The 17,282-nt window shown below is 42.0% G+C and carries 14 protein-coding genes, 1 tRNA gene and 1 pseudogene; 5 read left to right on the forward strand and 11 right to left on the reverse strand.

Annotated elements, in window-relative coordinates:
- Positions 1-35 precede the first annotated feature (35 nt).
- From HMPREF0850_RS10830 to HMPREF0850_RS10880, 11 genes and pseudogenes are all read right to left on the reverse strand, one after another.
- Complete coding sequence (locus HMPREF0850_RS10830; RefSeq protein ID WP_000092778.1) at positions 36-434, reverse strand: hypothetical protein; 399 nt, start codon at positions 432-434, stop codon at positions 36-38.
- 165 nt (positions 435-599) lie between these two features.
- A complete protein-coding gene (locus HMPREF0850_RS10835; RefSeq protein ID WP_001019005.1) occupies positions 600-1,481 on the reverse strand; it encodes a class II fructose-bisphosphate aldolase in 882 nt (293 codons plus the stop codon).
- 139 nt (positions 1,482-1,620) lie between these two features.
- On the reverse strand, positions 1,621-2,949 hold the full coding sequence (gene vncS, locus HMPREF0850_RS10840; protein ID WP_000831380.1) for a sensor histidine kinase VncS: 1,329 nt from the start codon (positions 2,947-2,949) through the stop codon (positions 1,621-1,623).
- Positions 2,946-3,602: a response regulator transcription factor VncR gene (vncR, locus tag HMPREF0850_RS10845; RefSeq protein WP_000697941.1), complete on the reverse strand. Its 657-nt coding sequence runs from the start codon at positions 3,600-3,602 to the stop codon at positions 2,946-2,948. Before vncR ends, vncS begins: the two co-directional genes overlap by 4 nt.
- Positions 3,603-3,743: 141 nt before the next feature.
- Complete coding sequence (gene vex3 / locus HMPREF0850_RS10850; RefSeq protein ID WP_000902989.1) at positions 3,744-5,123, reverse strand: ABC transporter permease subunit Vex3; 1,380 nt, start codon at positions 5,121-5,123, stop codon at positions 3,744-3,746.
- Positions 5,124-5,173: 50 nt separating this feature from the next.
- Positions 5,174-5,821, reverse strand: a complete 648-nt coding sequence (gene vex2, locus HMPREF0850_RS10855) for an ABC transporter ATP-binding subunit Vex2 (protein WP_000173741.1) — start codon at positions 5,819-5,821, stop codon at positions 5,174-5,176.
- Between the two features lie 12 nt (positions 5,822-5,833).
- Entirely contained in the window at positions 5,834-7,111 is a 1,278-nt protein-coding gene (locus tag HMPREF0850_RS10860) for an ABC transporter permease (protein WP_001068256.1), read from the reverse strand.
- 267 nt (positions 7,112-7,378) lie between these two features.
- Positions 7,379-7,464: transfer RNA gene (locus HMPREF0850_RS10865), tRNA-Leu, on the reverse strand.
- Positions 7,465-7,544: 80 nt separating this feature from the next.
- Entirely contained in the window at positions 7,545-8,120 is a 576-nt protein-coding gene (locus HMPREF0850_RS10870) for a cysteine hydrolase family protein (protein ID WP_000158712.1), read from the reverse strand.
- The gene (gene codY / locus HMPREF0850_RS10875; protein WP_004246012.1) at positions 8,120-8,908 is read right to left on the reverse strand and encodes a GTP-sensing pleiotropic transcriptional regulator CodY; all 789 of its coding nucleotides are present in this window, start codon (positions 8,906-8,908) and stop codon (positions 8,120-8,122) included. The genes HMPREF0850_RS10870 and codY overlap by 1 nt, the downstream gene beginning before the upstream one ends.
- 280 nt (positions 8,909-9,188) lie before the next feature.
- Positions 9,189-10,767 (reverse strand): annotated as a pseudogene (locus HMPREF0850_RS10880) (DEAD/DEAH box helicase).
- A 309-nt stretch (positions 10,768-11,076) separates the two neighbouring features.
- Here HMPREF0850_RS10880 and HMPREF0850_RS10885 point away from each other — a divergent pair.
- The 5 genes from HMPREF0850_RS10885 to HMPREF0850_RS10905 all read left to right on the forward strand — a co-directional run bounded on the left by HMPREF0850_RS10885 (position 11,077) and on the right by HMPREF0850_RS10905 (position 17,182).
- Positions 11,077-12,393, forward strand: coding sequence for an FAD-containing oxidoreductase (locus HMPREF0850_RS10885; protein ID WP_000958953.1), 1,317 nt, complete (start codon positions 11,077-11,079; stop codon positions 12,391-12,393).
- A gap of 164 nt (positions 12,394-12,557) precedes the next feature.
- Positions 12,558-13,763 (forward strand): hypothetical protein, encoded by a 1,206-nt coding sequence (locus tag HMPREF0850_RS10890; RefSeq protein WP_000517980.1) that lies wholly within the window; start codon positions 12,558-12,560, stop codon positions 13,761-13,763.
- An 83-nt stretch (positions 13,764-13,846) separates the two neighbouring features.
- Complete coding sequence (gene murT, locus HMPREF0850_RS10895; RefSeq protein ID WP_001050226.1) at positions 13,847-15,190, forward strand: lipid II isoglutaminyl synthase subunit MurT; 1,344 nt, start codon at positions 13,847-13,849, stop codon at positions 15,188-15,190.
- Complete coding sequence (gatD, locus tag HMPREF0850_RS10900; protein ID WP_000263199.1) at positions 15,190-15,972, forward strand: lipid II isoglutaminyl synthase subunit GatD; 783 nt, start codon at positions 15,190-15,192, stop codon at positions 15,970-15,972. Before murT ends, gatD begins: the two co-directional genes overlap by 1 nt.
- Positions 15,973-16,099: 127 nt before the next feature.
- Complete coding sequence (locus tag HMPREF0850_RS10905) at positions 16,100-17,182, forward strand: M24 family metallopeptidase (protein WP_000040899.1); 1,083 nt, start codon at positions 16,100-16,102, stop codon at positions 17,180-17,182.
- Positions 17,183-17,282 lie beyond the last annotated feature (100 nt).

Consider the following 17,282-nt stretch of genomic DNA (forward strand, 5'->3'; position numbering starts at 1 on the left):
TGATACTTTGAAATTCAATAATGAATCTATTCGATTCACTTTTTTTCTTCATTATGAAGTTTCATTTCAATCTCCTTTGTAGATATGTCGTGAGGAAGAGGAAATATCTTCGTGTAGCCCTCATCACAAAAGAGAACCTTCTGATCTGATGGAAACCATTCCCGAAGCCAGAGGATATAGGCGGCATAATCTTGTAACCGATTTTTTGAATCAAAGTAGTTTATAACGAAGACATCATTTTTTCGATTCAAAGCACCCTCAACTGAGACCTCGGGACTTTGGTAATCCCATAAAAGACGATAGGCTTTTTCATGATCGTTTTCTTCCCTTATAATCACACCTGAATACCTATCTCTCAGCGAAGCACAAAATGCTTGGATATCAAATTCTGCATTTTCATAACCATCTAAAAAGATAAAATCTGCTGAACTCATGACTCTCCTCCTCTCTTTGAAAGCCTGATATTATTTTATCATAAATTAAAAAATTTCTTAGAATCAAATTAAATTCCACCTCCTAAACTTGAAAAATAATTTATTTCCACCACACAAAAAACCCACCCTCATGGGCAGGTTTCTGATTTGTATTGTTCAGCTAGATTAAGCTTTACCTTCTGAACCGAATACGTCGATACGTTCTTCAACTGATGCTTGGATAGCTTTTACACCGTCAGCCAAGAATTTACGTGGGTCGAAGAGTTTCTTCTTGTCGTATTCTGCTTCGTTTGCTTCGTAGTCACGAGCAAATTTACGAGTTGCGTTAGCGAATGCGATTTGGCATTCAGTGTTAACGTTAACTTTCGCAACACCAAGTTTGATAGCTGCTTGGATTTGGTCATCAGGAATACCTGATCCACCGTGCAATACGATTGGGAATCCTGGTACAGCTTCAGTCAATTTTTGCAAGTGGTCAAGGTGAAGACCTTTCCAGTTTGCAGGGTATGGACCGTGGATGTTACCGATACCAGCTGCCAAGAAGTCGATACCAGTTGCAACCATTGCTTTAGCATCTTCGATTGGAGCCAATTCACCATCACCGATGATTCCGTCTTCTTCACCACCGATAGTTCCAACTTCAGCTTCTACTGACACACCATTTGCGTGAGCAAATTCTACAACTTTACGAGCTTTTTCAAGGTTTTCTTCAACTGGAAGGTGTGAACCGTCAAACATAACTGAAGTATAACCAACTTGAATACACTCAAGTGCATCTTCGTAGTGACCGTGGTCAAGGTGGATAGCTACTGGTACAGTGATACCCATTGACTCAACAAGGTTAGCGATCAAGTTGCGAGCAACTTTGTAACCACCCATGTATTTAGCAGCACCCATTGAAGTTTGGATCAAAACTGGAGCTTTTTTAGCTTCTGCTGCGCGCAAGATAGCTTGAGTCCACTCAAGGTTGTTTGTGTTAAATCCACCAACTGCATAACCGTTGTCACGAGCTGCTTGGACAAATTTTTCTGCTGAAACGATTGCCATTTGTCAGGCCTCCTATATATTTTTTGGGACATCCCATTTACATTGTTCATTTTATCACTTTTTGATAAAAAAAGCTAGTTTTTCCCATACTTTAGATTGAATTTCTTCTAGCCTAATCAATGTAAACCCTTTCTTTCCCTTAGTCTTGCACGACTTTAGGATAACGTATGAAAAAGGTCAAGCGATCATCTTGCATCTCAAAATGATAAGGTAATTTCTCATGTTCTAATAAACTTTTGACCACAAAGATCCCCATTCCTGAACCCTTGGCCTTGCGACTAGCATTTTCAGAAAAAGACTGAGCCAGTTTTTCTTGTTCTTCAGGACTACAGCTATTCTCGATATAGAGCTCCCCTTCTCTCTCCCCGATACGGACCAAGCCGCCTGGAGTGGAGTGCTTGATAGCATTGCTGATGAGATTCGATAGGATTAGTTTCATGACAGATGGGTTTATGTAAGCCTGCTGATGGTTCAAACGATTATCTATCTGAAGTTCTCTCTCCTTGGTGAGCAAGGCATAATCCTTGACCAGACTTTGCGTCATCTGGACTAGGTCAATGTTCTCCTTCTCCTCTCGCAATTCCTGCACAGAAGAGAGAGAAAGTATCTGGAGAACGTGGTGACTGAGGTCGTCCACAATCCCCAAGGCAACTCCAAGATAGTGGTCTCTATCCTTATAACGACCGATATTTTCTTTCATATTTTCGATTAAGATTTTCAAACTAGCCAGAGGTGTTTTCAATTCATGAGAAGCCCCTCGTAGGAACTCAACCTTCATCTTTTCCAGCTGGAGAATGGCTTCATTCTTCTCATGCAAGTCCGCAATAACAGTCAAAAGGTGCTGGTAAAGGCTATTGATTTGTTCCTTGAGATCACCTATCTCATCCTTAGAGTCCACGCGCAATCGCACTTGGGCATCCAGGTCCATCATCCGACGGGTCACCCGCTTGATTTCCAAAATCGGTGCAACAATGGTCCGAGCATAGATGTAGGCCACCAAGAGGGAAATCAGGAAGGATGCCAGCAAGGTATAAGGAAGAAATTGGAGACTAATCTGCTCTGCTTCTTTTTGCAAATCCATGGACGCTAGAAACTGGAGAGTCATAGTCCCACCATCTTGCGTTTTCACCTCACGCTCCTCGATAAAGAGGGAAGTAGTTTGACGGCCCGTATCCAGAGGAAGGTTGTCCTTGACTTCTAACTTGTCTTCGGTCATCTCTCCCTTGACAGCTCCTTTGATATCACTGGTCTGGGAATACAAGTCTAACACTTGTTCGATACTTTGCCTGTCTTTTCCGTCAAGGGACCGGGCAATGGCTGTCGCTTTCTGACCAATGGTTTCCTGACGATGACTTAGATAAGTCGATGGAAAGAGAAAATAAATAGCTAAATGAAGACAAATAACCAGAACACTAAAAATCGAGAAGGTATAGATAAAAATCTTTGTAAATAGACCTGTTCGTTTCATTTTCGCTCCAATTTATAACCAACATTACGCACAGTGAGAATACAATCCAAGTCTAGCTTTTTCCGCAGTTCCTTGATATAGACATCGATGACACGGTCAAAGGGGACCTCATCTGTCACCTTCCAGACGGCATCGATAATCTGAGACCGGGTCAAAGCCCGTCCTTCATTTTTCACCAGATAGTCCAGAATTTCCAACTCTTTGGCATTGATAGCCACTTCTTCTCCTGCGAGGCTTGCACTATAGCTCTCAAAGTCCACCTTGGTATCCTTATAAGAGAAGACTCGTCCCGTATCGTAGTAGCGCTTGAAAATCGCGTCTACCCTCACTTTTAAAAGGGAGAGGGAGAAGGGTTTTTCCAGATAGCCGTCTGCTAGAGAGGCAAAGGCACTCATCTTGTATTCCTCATCCTGAAAGGCGGTTAGCATCAAGACAGGAACCTGACTGGTCTTACGAATCTCGGCTAGGACTTCTAAACCATTGAGCTTGGGCATCTGGATATCTAGCAACACTAGAGCAACTTCATAGCTGGAAAATTTTTCCAGAGCTTCCTGACCATCTGCTGCCTCAATGGTTTCATAGCCACAATCCGTCAAATAGTCACTGATCCCCTCACGGATCATCTCTTCATCTTCTACAATTAAAATTTTCATAGAAAAACGTTTCACATTCCTTTAAATTTCTTGTAAATCTTCTCTGTTTCATCCTGATAGGAAGAGGCCTTATCAAGATGAAATAGATAAAAATGCTACCTATATTATACCCCATTTAGGGGAGAATAGGTAGCAAGTTTGTTATTCACTATCGAGCAAGAGCTCTTTTGGTTGTTTTCTGAGGAGATTGCTTGAAGCAAGCGCCATAACGAGCACCACTAGAACCAAGGCAAGGACAAAGACGATGATAAAGTCTGATGTCTGAATGGAAATGTCTAGGCTCGACAAGGTCTTGCTAAAGCCATCTACTTCTGCACCACCACCAAGATTAGAGGCTTGAGCAGCCTTGCTGGCTTGCTTGGCAACACCTGAAGTGACATTGGCAAGAACAGTATTTCCGATGGCACGAGCTGTATAGTTGGCTAAGAAGTAAGCAGAAACTAGAGCAGGGATGGCAATCAGGATAGATTCGGTGATGAATTGCCCCAAGATACTTGCCTGCTTGAGACCGATAGAGAGGAGGATTCCCACTTCCTTGCGACGGGCGTTGATCCAAAGACTAAGTAAGAGCGCAAGTAGAAGAACTGAGAAGCTCAAGCTACCCCAGAAGAGGAGGTTGGCCATCTTGTACATACCAGAGATGGATTGCTCTAGAGCTGGGTAGTTAGAGGAGCTCTTCACAAGTGTGTAGCTCTTCCAGTTGATACCGCTAATACCATTCAACTCTTTCATGACGTCATCCAAGTTCTTGTCCGCTGTTACAAAGAAGGTTGCGTCCCCATAAATAGCTGTGTCTTCTGTGTATCCATAAAGTTTTGCAGCTGTGTGAATGTCTGTGATAGCTGTATTTTCATAGAGTTCTTGTGAGTAGGTTACTGCTGACTTATTGTGACCATCAAAGAGCCCCTTGATTGTCACTTCGACTGTTTCCTTGGCTCCTTTTTCATTGTCTGCATCATAGACATTAGAGTCCAATTTGACCTTATCTCCAACTTTCCAGCCGTGTTTGGCTGCCAAGTCCTTGTGCATGAGAATCTTGTCTTTGTCGTCGTTGGTTAGGTGCTCACCTTCAACAAGCTTATATGAGCCAGAGACAAACTTATCTTCTTTAGAGGAGTCATTGACACCTGTAATCATCAAGCTGCTTCCAAACCGTTTGGCACGGTCAGCAGTGAGATTTTTCTTGGTTTCTGGCGTTTCGATGAGGTCGTATCCGGTCAAATCTCCGATAGCGTTGATACGTTTAACATAAGACTCGATGGCCTTGTTTTCGGTGATTTTTTTGATATCCTCACCCTTGATATTCCCAGCACCACGTGGCGTTCCTTGATTGACGCGACGATTGATTTGCATGGAGAAGCTATTGGTGATATTTTTAAAGGTCTCCTGAGAAGCCTTGGCAGTAGCTCCCTTGATCGACAAGCCGACCAAACTCAAGCTCGCCATGAGGAGAATAATCAGGAAGATAACAATCGATTTGAAAAACTTCCTTGTAACATAGGCAAATGCGTTGTGTAACATAGGTTCCCTTTCTAGATTTGATTTAATAATTCTATCAAAACAAGCTCATCTTATTTTGTAGTATTGCGAGTTTCAGTTAGTTTCTTATTCTTCAATTCAAGTGTAATATCTGACGCTTGTGCCACTTCTTTACTGTGGGTGACGACGATCACACATTTACCTGTTTTCTCGGCAAGTGATTTGAGCAGTTCGATAATATCTCCAGCAGTTTTAGGGTCCAGATTTCCTGTTGGCTCATCAGCTAGAATAACTGGAGCTTCTGAGACTAAACTGCGAGCGATGGCTACACGTTGCTGTTGACCACCTGATAACTGGAGAACGTTCCGCTTGATCTGACTTTCATCCAAACCAAGCTCAAGAAGTGTATCCTTAGTCGCCTTTTTGTTGACCAAGCGGATATTTTCCAGCGGAGAAAGATAATCTATCAAGTTATAATTTTGAAAGACCAGGGAAATATGGTGCATGCGATGGTAAGAATATCCCTTATTCCGAATGTCCTCTCCTTGGAAAAGGATAGAACCTTCGACAGGACTATCTAAACCAGCAAGTAGGGACAAGAGAGTGGATTTTCCTGCTCCCGACTCACCAATGATACTATAAAATTTTCCGGGTTCAAAATTATACTTGATCTGATATAAAACTGCTTCAGCAGTGTTCTTATAACGGTAGGTAACATCTTGCAATTGTAATAAAGTCATGATTTCTCCTTCTTAACTAATAGATGATAAAATTTCTTTTGGCGATTTTCTAAACAAGAATACGAAACAAAGGGCTACAGACAAGCAACTAATCAGGAGCAGAAAAACATAGGATTCTGCAAAGGATAGGAGACTAGTTGATAGACCGCTTGCTTTGGCCAGCGTGTCTTGTAAGGTTGCCTGATCTCCGCTTGCTAGTACGGTTTGTAGCAGATAGGATGTGATTGCGTTTCCTGCAACAAATGCTGGAAGCAAAGCTCCAAGAGATACCAAAACTACCTCTAAACAGAATTGTAGGAAGATTGAGATCTTGCTTTTTCCAAGTGCGAGTAAAATTCCCACTTCGTAGACCCTTTCTCTCAACCAGAGTGACAAGACCAAAATTAAGGCTCCTGCTCCTGCTATCATAATTCCATAAAGGAAGATGGTGAGGAAGGTTTGGAAGGTTGCTACTGAATCTTTGATTTGTTCAAAGGCCTTGTTTTCCTTTTCGACTTGATATCCTTGATTTTCCAAGGCCAAGTTTTCCACCTGCTTCATGAGTCCGTCCATTTCCTTAGGATTTTCTACATAGAAGCGTGCTGCACTGACTTGAGGTTCACTATTTCCCAAAAGGGTTTGGCTACTTTCATAGTCTGTAAAGACCTGGTTTTCACTGAAGTCAGAAGACAAGCCTGTGAATTTTTCTTGTTTTTTACCAGAAAAGATTCCGACAATCTCAAACTCAACTGTTTGCCCTTTTCCAGCTTCTGACTGACCAGCGTCCAAGCGAATCTTGTCATGAAGCGAAAGACCGTTCTTCTTAGTCAACTCTTCGTGAATAAGGATTTTCTTGGAATCTCCTTTTTGAAGGTGTCGCCCTTCTTTTAGATTGAAAGCCGAACTGGTAAAGGTAACATCCTTGGATGAATCCTCAAGAGCCGTTAAGCTAACCAAGTTCTTGTCCGCAGCTGACAAATCATCACGTTCAACGCTCTGCTCACCACTCACTGCTTCCTTGTCTTTCAGTTTTGCGACCGTTTCGAGTTCAGGAGAGACATTTTCCAGTCCCTTAATCTTGCTCACGGATGCTAGGTCTGACAACTTGAAGGTCTGTCCATTTTCTATCTTTTTGATAGAAAAAGAAGTATTGAGTGATTTGTAAAGATTGCTTTCTACTGTTTTGTTGGACTTCATCAGCGTCAAACAGGCTGAAATTCCTGCTAAAAGGACAAATAAAATCAGAAATAAAATAAAACTTCTCAGTCGTTTTCTGCTGACATAAGCCCAAGCTCTTTGGATTGGATTCATTTGTCACCTCCATATTTGTAAGACTATTATAAAATCCAAATATGAAATGTTTATGAAATCGAAAAAATTTTTCGATTTATTTTTTGAAAAAATAAAGAAAGCCAGCAAGCGCTAACTTTTCTTCATATAGAACACGTTTTACCAATCAAAAATCGACTCCATGCCATAAATGATAGTTCTTGATGCCAAGCTCTTCCGATAGTCGAACTGTAGCTCTAGCCTTCTTTGGAAAACAAAAAGAGCTAGCCAAAGCTAACTCTTACCCTATGCGGAGAGAGGGACTTGAACCCTCACGACCTAAAGCGGTCACAGGATCCTTAGTCCTGCGCGTCTGCCAATTCCGCCATCCCCGCGTCGATTACTCTACTAGTATATCAACTTTCAAAATCTTTGTCAACACTTTTTTCAGATTTTTTTCATTTTTCCAAGGGAATCATTCTTTAATTTCAGCCAAATTTTCATCCAACAATTTGGCTCCCAGAGTGTTCTTAAAATGTCCAAGAGCAAACTGATGATTTTCTGGCCAGATAGAGGCAACCGCAGGCTTGACAACCTCGATTTGATAACCTAAATTATAAGCATCAATAGCCGTATGGAGGACACAAATATCTGTCAAAACACCCGTTAAGATAACTGTGTCAACTCGACGTTCTCGCAAGCGAATATCTAAATCCGTTCCTGAAAATGCTGAATAGTGACGCTTGTCCATCCAAAAGACACGACTATCAGAAGCATGGGCTTGGTAAAAATCTGCTAGTTTTCCATACAAGTTGCGACCACTAGTTCCAATGATGTTGTGAGGTGGGAAAAGTTTACTCTCAGGATGAAAATCATCCCCTTCCTCATGAGCATCAATGGTGAAGAAAACATAGTCTCCACGATCAAAAGCCAGTCTAGTCACCTGAGCAATCGCCTCTGATATGGCTTGAGCAGGAGCTCCAGCAGTTAACTTTCCATGGTCTGCTACAAAATCCTCTGTATAGTCAATTGAGATTAAAGCCTTTGTCATTAGTAGTCCCTCTTTTTCACTTCCTCAAAGATATCTGAAATCAATACCTTGAGATATGTTCCCTTCATTCCTAGTGAACGGCTTTCAATAATTCCTGCCGACTCTAGCTTACGGAGAGCATTGACAATCACTGAGCGCGTGATACCGATACGGTCTGCAATGACAGATGCAGTCAATTGTCCTTCATTTCCATTTAGCTCAGATAAAATAGCTGAAACAGCACGAAGTTCTGAGTAGGAAAGGGTATTGACTGCCATAGTTACAGCAGTACGGCGACGGATATTTTTCTCATCTTCTTCGCGTTGGAAGTTCAAGAGTTGTATCCCCACAACCGTACTCGCAATCTCAACAAGAATCAAATCCTCATCTTCAAATTTCTTATCATTACGCCAAATAATCAAGGAACCTAGGCGAATCCCTGATACATGAATGGGAGCAATGGTTGTCAAACCATCTGGAAAATCCGCACGGCTCTCTACAGGAAAAATAGTCAAATCATGTTCAACAGGAAGATTGGCTTCTGTATCATAGATCATGTTTGCCCCTTGTACATAGTCATCTGGGAACGTCTTGGTTTGGAAAAACTGCTCTACACGGTCTGTATTAGTTTTATAGCGCATAAAGTAGCCCAAAAGACGACCCTTGCTATTGACAATGCAGGCATTGCAATCAATAATGTCTGCTAGTTGACGTGTAATGGCATTGTATGGAAGTTCATCCTGCATTTGCTCTTCTGAGCGTTTTAAAATTGATGTAATTTTTCTTGTTTTTTCTAATAAATGTGCCATTTTTTACCTCGCATATAATCGCTTCCATTATAACATAGAAAAGTCTTTATTTCAATAATTATCTGAAAATTGCTTATTGAATTGCAATTTTTAAAAGCAAAAATATTTTAGAAAAATAGCAATTTTTTATTGACATCCTGTTTGGATTTTTATATAATAATATTATAAGAAGATGGATTAAAGTTCCCCTTCCCATCTCACCTTTCCTTTACTTTTATACATCTTCTTTTACTATCGGTCTCCTTATATAAAAAAGCGATTCATTTTGAATCGCTTTTTCTTATTTATCTCCTTTGTTACGAATAACAAAGCCTGTTTTCTTTTCGCTTGAAGTGTTGCGAGGTTTTTTTATTGTCTTTATTACGGTACCGTCTGTCTTTATCAAAACGATCGTTTCCACGACTACCTTTCTTGAAGTCATCACGACGACCATTGCCACGGCGATCGCGGTCTCGACGGTCGTCCCCACGACGGCCTCCTCGACCTCCCTTAGCTTTGCCAGCAAAGCCATTACCTGATGGTTTAAATGGCAGTGGTTTTTCACGCGCAATCTCCACTTCAGGAAGGCTGTCTGGATCTTGGACTGTCAGGCTCAAGATATACATAGCCAATTCTTCTGGACTAAATTCGGCAGCTAACTTACGAGCATCTTTAGCAAATTTCTCAAAGTTCCCACGAATGACTTCGTCTGCGAAGTCTCGTTCGATTTTCTTGAGAGCTACTTGTTTCTTAGCTTGGAAGGCTTCTTCTGCTGTTGCTGGTTTCAAGCCTTTCATGCGTTTCTTAGTCAAGTTTTCGATGATTTGAAGGTAGCCCATTTCATTTGGTGCTACGAAAGTAATAGACTGACCTGACTTACCAGCACGACCTGTACGACCGATACGGTGAACATAACTTTCAGGATCTTGTGGAATATCGTAGTTGTAGACATGGGTCACACCTGAGATATCCAAACCACGTGCTGCCACGTCAGTCGCAACTAGAACATCTAGATTCCCATTTTTAAAATCACGAAGGACACGAAGACGTTTGTTTTGGTCTAAGTCACCATGAATTCCTTCTGCACGGAAGCCACGGATTTTAAGTCCACGAGTCAATTCATCTACACGGCGTTTGGTACGACCAAATACAATAGCAAGTTCTGGTTGTTCCACATCCATGAGACGGGTCATGGTGTCAAATTTTTCTTGCTCCTTAACACGGATATAGTATTGGTCCACCAGTTCGGTTGTCAATTCTTTAGCAGCAATCTTGACATGCTCAGGGTCTTTCATAAACTGAACACCAATACGTTTGATGGCATCTGGCATGGTTGCTGAAAAGAGCAAAGTTTGACGATTTTCAGGGACACGGGAAATGATGGCTTCGATGTCTTCAAGGAAGCCCATGTTGAGCATTTCATCCGCTTCGTCAAGGATGAGGGTTTCAATGTCTTGTAATTTCAAGGCCTTGCGTTTAATCAAGTCCAAGAGACGACCTGGTGTTCCTACCACGATGTGGGCACCAGATTTAAGGGCCTTGATTTGTTTTTCAATGCTGGAACCACCGTAAACTGAGCGAACTTTCACTCCCTTACTACGACCAAAGCGGAAGAGTTCTTCTTGACTTTGGACAGCGAGTTCACGAGTTGGAGCGATGACCAAGGCTTGGATGGTCGCTTCTTCTGTACGGATTTTTTCAAGGGTTGGCAAGCCAAAAGCTGCAGTTTTTCCTGTACCAGTCTGTGCTTGACCGATGACATCCTTACCTTCGAGAGCCAAGGGAATGGTCTGTTCTTGGATAGGACTGGCTTCTACAAATCCAGCTTTTTCAATCTCTGCTAGCAATTCAGCAGACAAGTTAAATTCATTAAATTTCACGTTTTTCTTCTTTCTAAAGATGGTGCGAAGCCATCCTATAGCGCGTAGTATATACTTTTCTTTTCATGACGTATCTTCATTTAAAAATGAGATACCGTGTTGCTTCTTTTCCACGAAAGAAAAGTACTAGTTCTTTGCAACCTATCTAGTATAACACAAGAGCGGGGCAAAAGATAGCAGAATTCGTTTCTAAACTTATGTAAACGATTTCCTATAAATACACCCTTATATAGCTCATTTCTCCCGTAGCAGATTTGTGCAAAAAGTGTTTTCTTATGCTAGAATGAAAATCGAATAGGAGGACTATAAATGTTAACATATGATTTAATCGTTATCGGATTTGGTAAAGCTGGGAAAACACTAGCTGGTAAATTGGCTTCAGCTGGCAAAAAAGTTGCCCTCGTTGAACGTAGCAAAGCTATGTACGGTGGAACTTGTATCAACATCGGATGTATCCCAACTAAAACCTTGCTAGTTGCTGCTGAGAAAGATTTGTCTTTTGAAGAAGTCATTGCTACCAAAAATACCATCACTAGTCGCCTCAACGGTAAAAACTATGCTACTGTTGCGGGTACAGGTGTGGATATCTTTGATGCGGAAGCTCACTTCCTTTCAAACAAAGTCATCGAAATCCAAGCTGGTGATGAAAAACAAGAACTCACTGCTGAAACTATCGTTATCAACACTGGTGCTGTTTCTAACGTCTTGCCAATCCCCGGACTTGCTACCAGCAAAAACGTCTTTGACTCGACTGGTATCCAAAACTTGGACAAACTGCCTGAAAAACTTGGTGTACTTGGTGGTGGAAATATCGGTCTTGAATTTGCTGGCCTTTACAACAAACTTGGAAGCAAGGTTACCGTCCTAGATGCCTTAGATACTTTCCTACCTCGTGCAGAACCTTCCATCGCAGCTCTTGCTAAACAATACATGGAAGAAGACGGTATTGAATTGCTTCAAAACATCCGTACTACTGAAATCAAAAACGACGGTGACCAAGTTCTCGTCGTAACTGAAAACGAAACCTACCGTTTCGACGCCCTTCTCTACGCAACTGGACGTAAACCAAACGTAGAACCACTTCAACTTGAGAATACGGATATTGAACTAACGGAACGTGGTGCTATCAAGGTAGACAAACATTGTCAAACAAACGTTCCTGGTGTCTTTGCAGTTGGAGACGTCAACGGTGGACCTCAATTTACCTACATCTCACTTGATGACTTCCGTGTTGTCTACAGCTACCTTGCTGGAGATGGCAGCTACACACTTGAAGACCGTCTCAATGTACCAAACACCATGTTCATCACACCTGCACTTTCACAAGTTGGTTTGACGGAAAGCCAAGCAGCTGATTTGAAACTTCCATACGCTGTCAAGGAAATCCCTGTTGCAGCAATGCCACGTGGTCACGTAAATGGAGACCTTCGCGGAGCTTTCAAAGCTGTTGTCAATACTGAAACAAAAGAAATTCTTGGAGCAAGCATCTTCTCAGAAGGTTCTCAAGAAATCATCAACATCATCACTGTTGCTATGGACAACAAAATCCCTTACACTTACTTCACAAAACAAATCTTCACTCACCCAACCTTGGCTGAGAACTTGAATGACTTGTTTGCGATTTAAGTTTTCAGATATTCTCCACAAGACAAGCATCCATTTCGATGTTTGTCTTTTTCTATCCAGTCCATAGTTTCCTTGCAAGATTATTTGTGCTTTTAGCTGTAAAAGCTTATAATATAGGTGTAGGATGTTGTCTTCATTTTCTGTTCAAAAAGGAGGCTATTCAAATGGGAAAGCAAGTTAAATCACCAGAACACTCTCCTTTTTCCTTTCTAGCCAAGGGAAAAAGTCCGGCTATGAAAACACTGGTTTTCTGTGTCAGTATAGTCTTCATTTTTCTCCTGCTTTGCTGGATGCTTTTTCGCTTGATTTCACCTCAAAAACAGCGATTCACAGTCAATCAAGCTGCTGATTTTTACCTTGTCAATTCGAAATCCATTCAAAGTTATCAGTTGCAAAACGATCAGTTTCAGCTCATGAAGACTGAGGATGTCTCCATTGCAGAAGATGTCAATTTCTGGTTTCCTCAGGGACGGTTTGACAATCGCTATCTCGTCTTTTCGTCTGGAAATACCAGAGGGAAGGCATCCACTCAGAACATCGTATCTCTTGACTTTCAAACAGGGGATATCCGACAAACTTCAACTCCCTTCTATGCTTATTCGGGAGCTGGAGTATCAGACAAGTTCTTCTACACAGGTCAAACTACAACTGAGGATGGGGTGCTCAGTATGTTTGACATCTCAGGAAAGCTGATTACTCAGAAAACATTTTCCGAATCCACTTCCTTTCCAATCCAGTTTCATGGACGAGGGAATCGCCTCTATCTCGGTTCGGGGTTTCATGATGAGTCCCGTCAACGACCCGCTTTAGTGTTCGATGGTTATTTAGTTGAATTGGACGAAAATGATCAACTAAAAGAATTGTCTCGCACACCTCTGACAAGCGAAGGAAAGATCGTTGAAATGTTGACGTCTTCTGAATTAATCGGTGACAATTATTACAGTAGTGTTGCTTATACCCGAAATACAGAAACTTTCTCCAAAGATCCAGACAATCGCATACTTGTTATGAACTTGTCTAGTAAAGAAAAGCACTTCATCACGCTACCAGAGGGCAATCCAAATCTTCTTTATAAAACACCGAAAGAAGACCGATTGATTGTAAAACATGAGGCGGATGGAAATGATCGCTGCGCCTTATCTATTGTCAATCTCTCTGATGAATCTAGCTATCTAATCAATGTCAGAAAAGATTTGCCTGACTCTACAGAAGAGATAATACACATCGATACAAGTTTGACAAACAAGGTATTGGTCGTAACCAATCAACATTTGTTATTGTATTCTTTAGAAAATGGTCAACTTCTAACAAAAACAAAACTGGAACTGAGACAAAACGACTTCCCAATCGCAACTTGGTTTCAGAACTAATCACTCACAGCCCTCATCGGGCTGTTTTTGCTTCTACGAAATCTCAAATCTGTCTTTTCCCTCTTTTATGATATAATAGAAATATGAACTTAAAAACTACTTTGGGCCTCCTAGCTGGGCGTTCTTCTCACTTCATCTTGAACCGTCTTGGTCGTGGAAGTACGCTCCCAGGAAAACTTGCCCTCCAATTTGATAAAGATATTTTACAAAATCTAGCTAAGAACTACGAGATTGTCGTGGTCACTGGAACCAATGGGAAAACCCTGACAACCGCCCTCACTGTCGGCATTTTAAAAGAAGTTTATGGTCAGGTTCTGACCAATCCAAGCGGTGCCAATATGATTACAGGGATTACGACAACCTTCTTGACCGCCAAATCCTCTAAAACTGGGAAAAACATTGCCGTCCTCGAAATTGACGAAGCCAGTCTTTCTCGTATCTGTGACTATATCCAGCCTAGCCTTTTTGTCATTACTAACATTTTCCGTGACCAGATGGACCGCTACGGTGAGATTTACACGACTTATAAGATGATTTTGGATGCCATTCGTAAGGTGCCTACGGCTACTGTTCTCCTCAATGGTGATAGCCCCCTATTCTACAAGCCAGCTATTCCAAATCCTGTACAGTATTTTGGTTTTGACTTGGAAAAAGGACCAGCCCAACTAGCTCACTACAATACCGAAGGAATCCTCTGTCCTGACTGCCAAGGTATCCTCAAATACGAGCACAATACCTATGCCAACTTGGGTGCCTATATCTGTGAAAATTGTGGTTGCAAACGACCTGACTTGGACTACCGTCTGACAGATTTGGTTGAGTTGACCAACAATCGCTCTCGTTTTGTCATTGACGGACAAGAATACGGAATCCAAATCGGTGGACTTTACAACATCTACAATGCCCTTGCTGCGGTTGCCATCGCCCGTTTCCTCGGTGCAGATTCACAACGGATCAAACAAGGATTTGACAAGAGTCGCGCTGTCTTTGGACGCCAAGAAACCTTCCAAATCGGCGATAAGGAATGTACCCTTGTCCTCATCAAGAACCCGGTTGGTGCAACCCAAGCAATCGAAATGATCAAACTAGCACCTTACCCATTTAGCCTATCTGTCCTCCTCAATGCCAACTATGCAGACGGAATTGACACTAGCTGGATCTGGGATGCTGATTTTGAACAAATCACTGACATGGATATTCCTGAAATCAACGCTGGCGGTGTTCGTCATTCTGAAATCGCTCGTCGTCTACGAGTGACTGGCTACCCAGCTGATAAAATCACTGAGACAAGCAATCTGGAGCAAGTTCTCAAAACCATTGAGAACCAAGACTGCAAGCATGCCTATATCCTAGCTACCTATACTGCTATGCTTGAATTCCGCGAACTGCTGGCTAGTCGTCAGATTGTTAGAAAGGAGATGAACTAATGGTTTATACTTCACTTTCCTCAAAAGATGGCAACTACCCTTATCAACTCAACATTGCCCACCTCTATGGAAACCTCATGAATACTTACGGGGACAATGGAAACATCCTCATGCTCAAGTATGTGGCTGAAAAACTGGGAGCTCATGTAACAGTTGATATTGTTTCTCTCCATGATGACTTTGACGAAAACCACTATGATATCGCCTTTTTCGGCGGCGGTCAAGATTTTGAACAAAGTATTATCGCTAGCGATCTTCCTGCTAAAAAAGAGAGCATTGACAACTACATCCAAAATGACGGTGTGGTTCTCGCTATCTGCGGTGGTTTCCAACTATTGGGGCAATATTATGTTGAAGCTTCAGGCAAACGCATCGAAGGGCTAGGGGTCATGGGCCACTATACCCTCAACCAGACCAATAATCGCTTTATCGGTGACATCAAGATCCATAATGACGAATTCAATGAAACCTACTATGGATTTGAAAACCATCAGGGGCGTACCTTCCTCTCAGATGACCAAAAACCGCTGGGACAGGTGGTCTATGGAAATGGAAACAACGAAGAAAAGGTCGGCGAAGGGGTTCATTATAAGAATGTCTTTGGTTCCTACTTCCACGGACCTATCCTCTCTCGTAATGCCAATCTAGCTTATCGCCTAGTCACTACTGCCCTCAAGAAGAAATACGGCCAGGACATCCAACTCCCTGCCTATGAAGATATTCTCAGTCAAGAAATCGCTGAAGAATACAGCGACGTCAAAAGCAAGGCTGACTTTTCTTAAACTAAGGAAAATTAGATAAAAGAACTCCCCTATCTTGTCGGAGTTCTTTTTGCCTGTTCTTTTACCCTTCTCCCTTGCATTTTCTCTCATTTTTTGCCAAAATAGAGGGGTAGAAAGAAGGTAGCATATGTCTAAATTACAACAAATCCTAACATATCTTGAATCAGAAAAACTAGACGTCGCTGTCGTATCTGACCCCGTCACTATTAATTACCTCACTGGCTTTTACAGTGATCCTCATGAACGCCAAATGTTCCTCTTTATCCTAGCGGATCAAGAACCCCTCCTCTTTGTCCCTGCTCTTGAAGTGGAACGTGCAAGCAACACTGTCTCTTTCCCAGTTGTGGGCTATGTGGATTCTGAAAATCCATGGCAAAAAATCAAAAATGCCTTGCCACAGCACGACTTCAAACGTGTTGCTGTTGAGTTTGACAATCTCATCTTGACCAAATACCATGGTTTGAAAACTGTCTTTGAAACTGCTGAGTTTGAAAATCTCACTCCTCGCATCCAACGCATGCGCCTCATCAAATCAGCTGACGAAGTGCAAAAAATGATGGTTGCAGGTCTCTATGCTGATAAGGCTGTTAAGGTTGGTTTTGACAATATTTCTCTTGATAAGACAGAGACAGATATCATTGCCCAAATCGACTTTGCCATGAAACGTGAAGGCTATGAAATGAGCTTTGATACCATGGTCTTGACTGGCGATAATGCTGCAAATCCGCACGGTATCCCAGCAGCAAACAAGGTCGAAAAAGACGCCCTTCTCCTCTTTGACCTGGGTGTTATGGTCAATGGCTACGCATCAGATATGACTCGTACAGTCGCTGTTGGCAAACCAGACCAATTCAAAAAAGACATTTACAACTTGACCCTTGAAGCCCAACAAACTGCCCTTGACTTTATCAAACCTGGTGTGACCGCTCACGAAGTGGACCGCGCTGCCCGTGAAGTCATTGAAAAAGCTGGTTACGGTGAGTACTTCAACCACCGTCTCGGTCACGGTATCGGTATGGATGTCCACGAATTTCCATCTATCATGGAAGGAAATGACATGGTCATCGAAGAAGGCATGTGTTTCTCTGTTGAACCTGGTATCTATATCCCTGGTAAAGTCGGTGTTCGTATCGAAGACTGCGGTGTTGTTACCAAGGATGGTTTTGACCTCTTTACAAGTACCAGCAAAGATTTGCTTTATTTTGATTAATTTTCTTCGAAAATTTTCCCACAATAAAACGCATAATATCAAGGCTTTTCAACACCTGATATTATGCGTTTTTCTGATTTTTAAAACTTTTCTCCAGCTG

It is taken from the genome of Streptococcus sp. M143 (genome assembly GCF_000162495.1).
GTDB lineage: Bacteria > Bacillota > Bacilli > Lactobacillales > Streptococcaceae > Streptococcus > Streptococcus dentisani.

Bases quoted from the DNA above. Each gene is read 5' to 3' on its own strand.
- HMPREF0850_RS10835 (WP_001019005.1), bottom strand. From the start codon at position 1,481: ATGGCAATCGTTTCAGCAGAAAAATTTGTCCAAGCAGCTCGTGACAAC.
- gatD (WP_000263199.1), top strand. From the start codon at position 15,190: ATGGTTTATACTTCACTTTCCTCAAAAGATGGCAACTACCCTTATCAA.
- HMPREF0850_RS10905 (WP_000040899.1), top strand. From the start codon at position 16,100: ATGTCTAAATTACAACAAATCCTAACATATCTTGAATCAGAAAAACTA.
- HMPREF0850_RS10860 (WP_001068256.1), bottom strand. From the start codon at position 7,111: ATGAATCCAATCCAAAGAGCTTGGGCTTATGTCAGCAGAAAACGACTG.
- HMPREF0850_RS10890 (WP_000517980.1), top strand. From the start codon at position 12,558: ATGGGAAAGCAAGTTAAATCACCAGAACACTCTCCTTTTTCCTTTCTA.
- vex2 (WP_000173741.1), bottom strand. From the start codon at position 5,821: ATGACTTTATTACAATTGCAAGATGTTACCTACCGTTATAAGAACACT.
- HMPREF0850_RS10830 (WP_000092778.1), bottom strand. From the start codon at position 434: ATGAGTTCAGCAGATTTTATCTTTTTAGATGGTTATGAAAATGCAGAA.
- murT (WP_001050226.1), top strand. From the start codon at position 13,847: ATGAACTTAAAAACTACTTTGGGCCTCCTAGCTGGGCGTTCTTCTCAC.
- vncR (WP_000697941.1), bottom strand. From the start codon at position 3,602: ATGAAAATTTTAATTGTAGAAGATGAAGAGATGATCCGTGAGGGGATC.
- codY (WP_004246012.1), bottom strand. From the start codon at position 8,908: ATGGCACATTTATTAGAAAAAACAAGAAAAATTACATCAATTTTAAAA.
- vex3 (WP_000902989.1), bottom strand. From the start codon at position 5,123: ATGTTACACAACGCATTTGCCTATGTTACAAGGAAGTTTTTCAAATCG.
- HMPREF0850_RS10870 (WP_000158712.1), bottom strand. From the start codon at position 8,120: ATGACAAAGGCTTTAATCTCAATTGACTATACAGAGGATTTTGTAGCA.
- HMPREF0850_RS10885 (WP_000958953.1), top strand. From the start codon at position 11,077: ATGTTAACATATGATTTAATCGTTATCGGATTTGGTAAAGCTGGGAAA.
- vncS (WP_000831380.1), bottom strand. From the start codon at position 2,949: ATGAAACGAACAGGTCTATTTACAAAGATTTTTATCTATACCTTCTCG.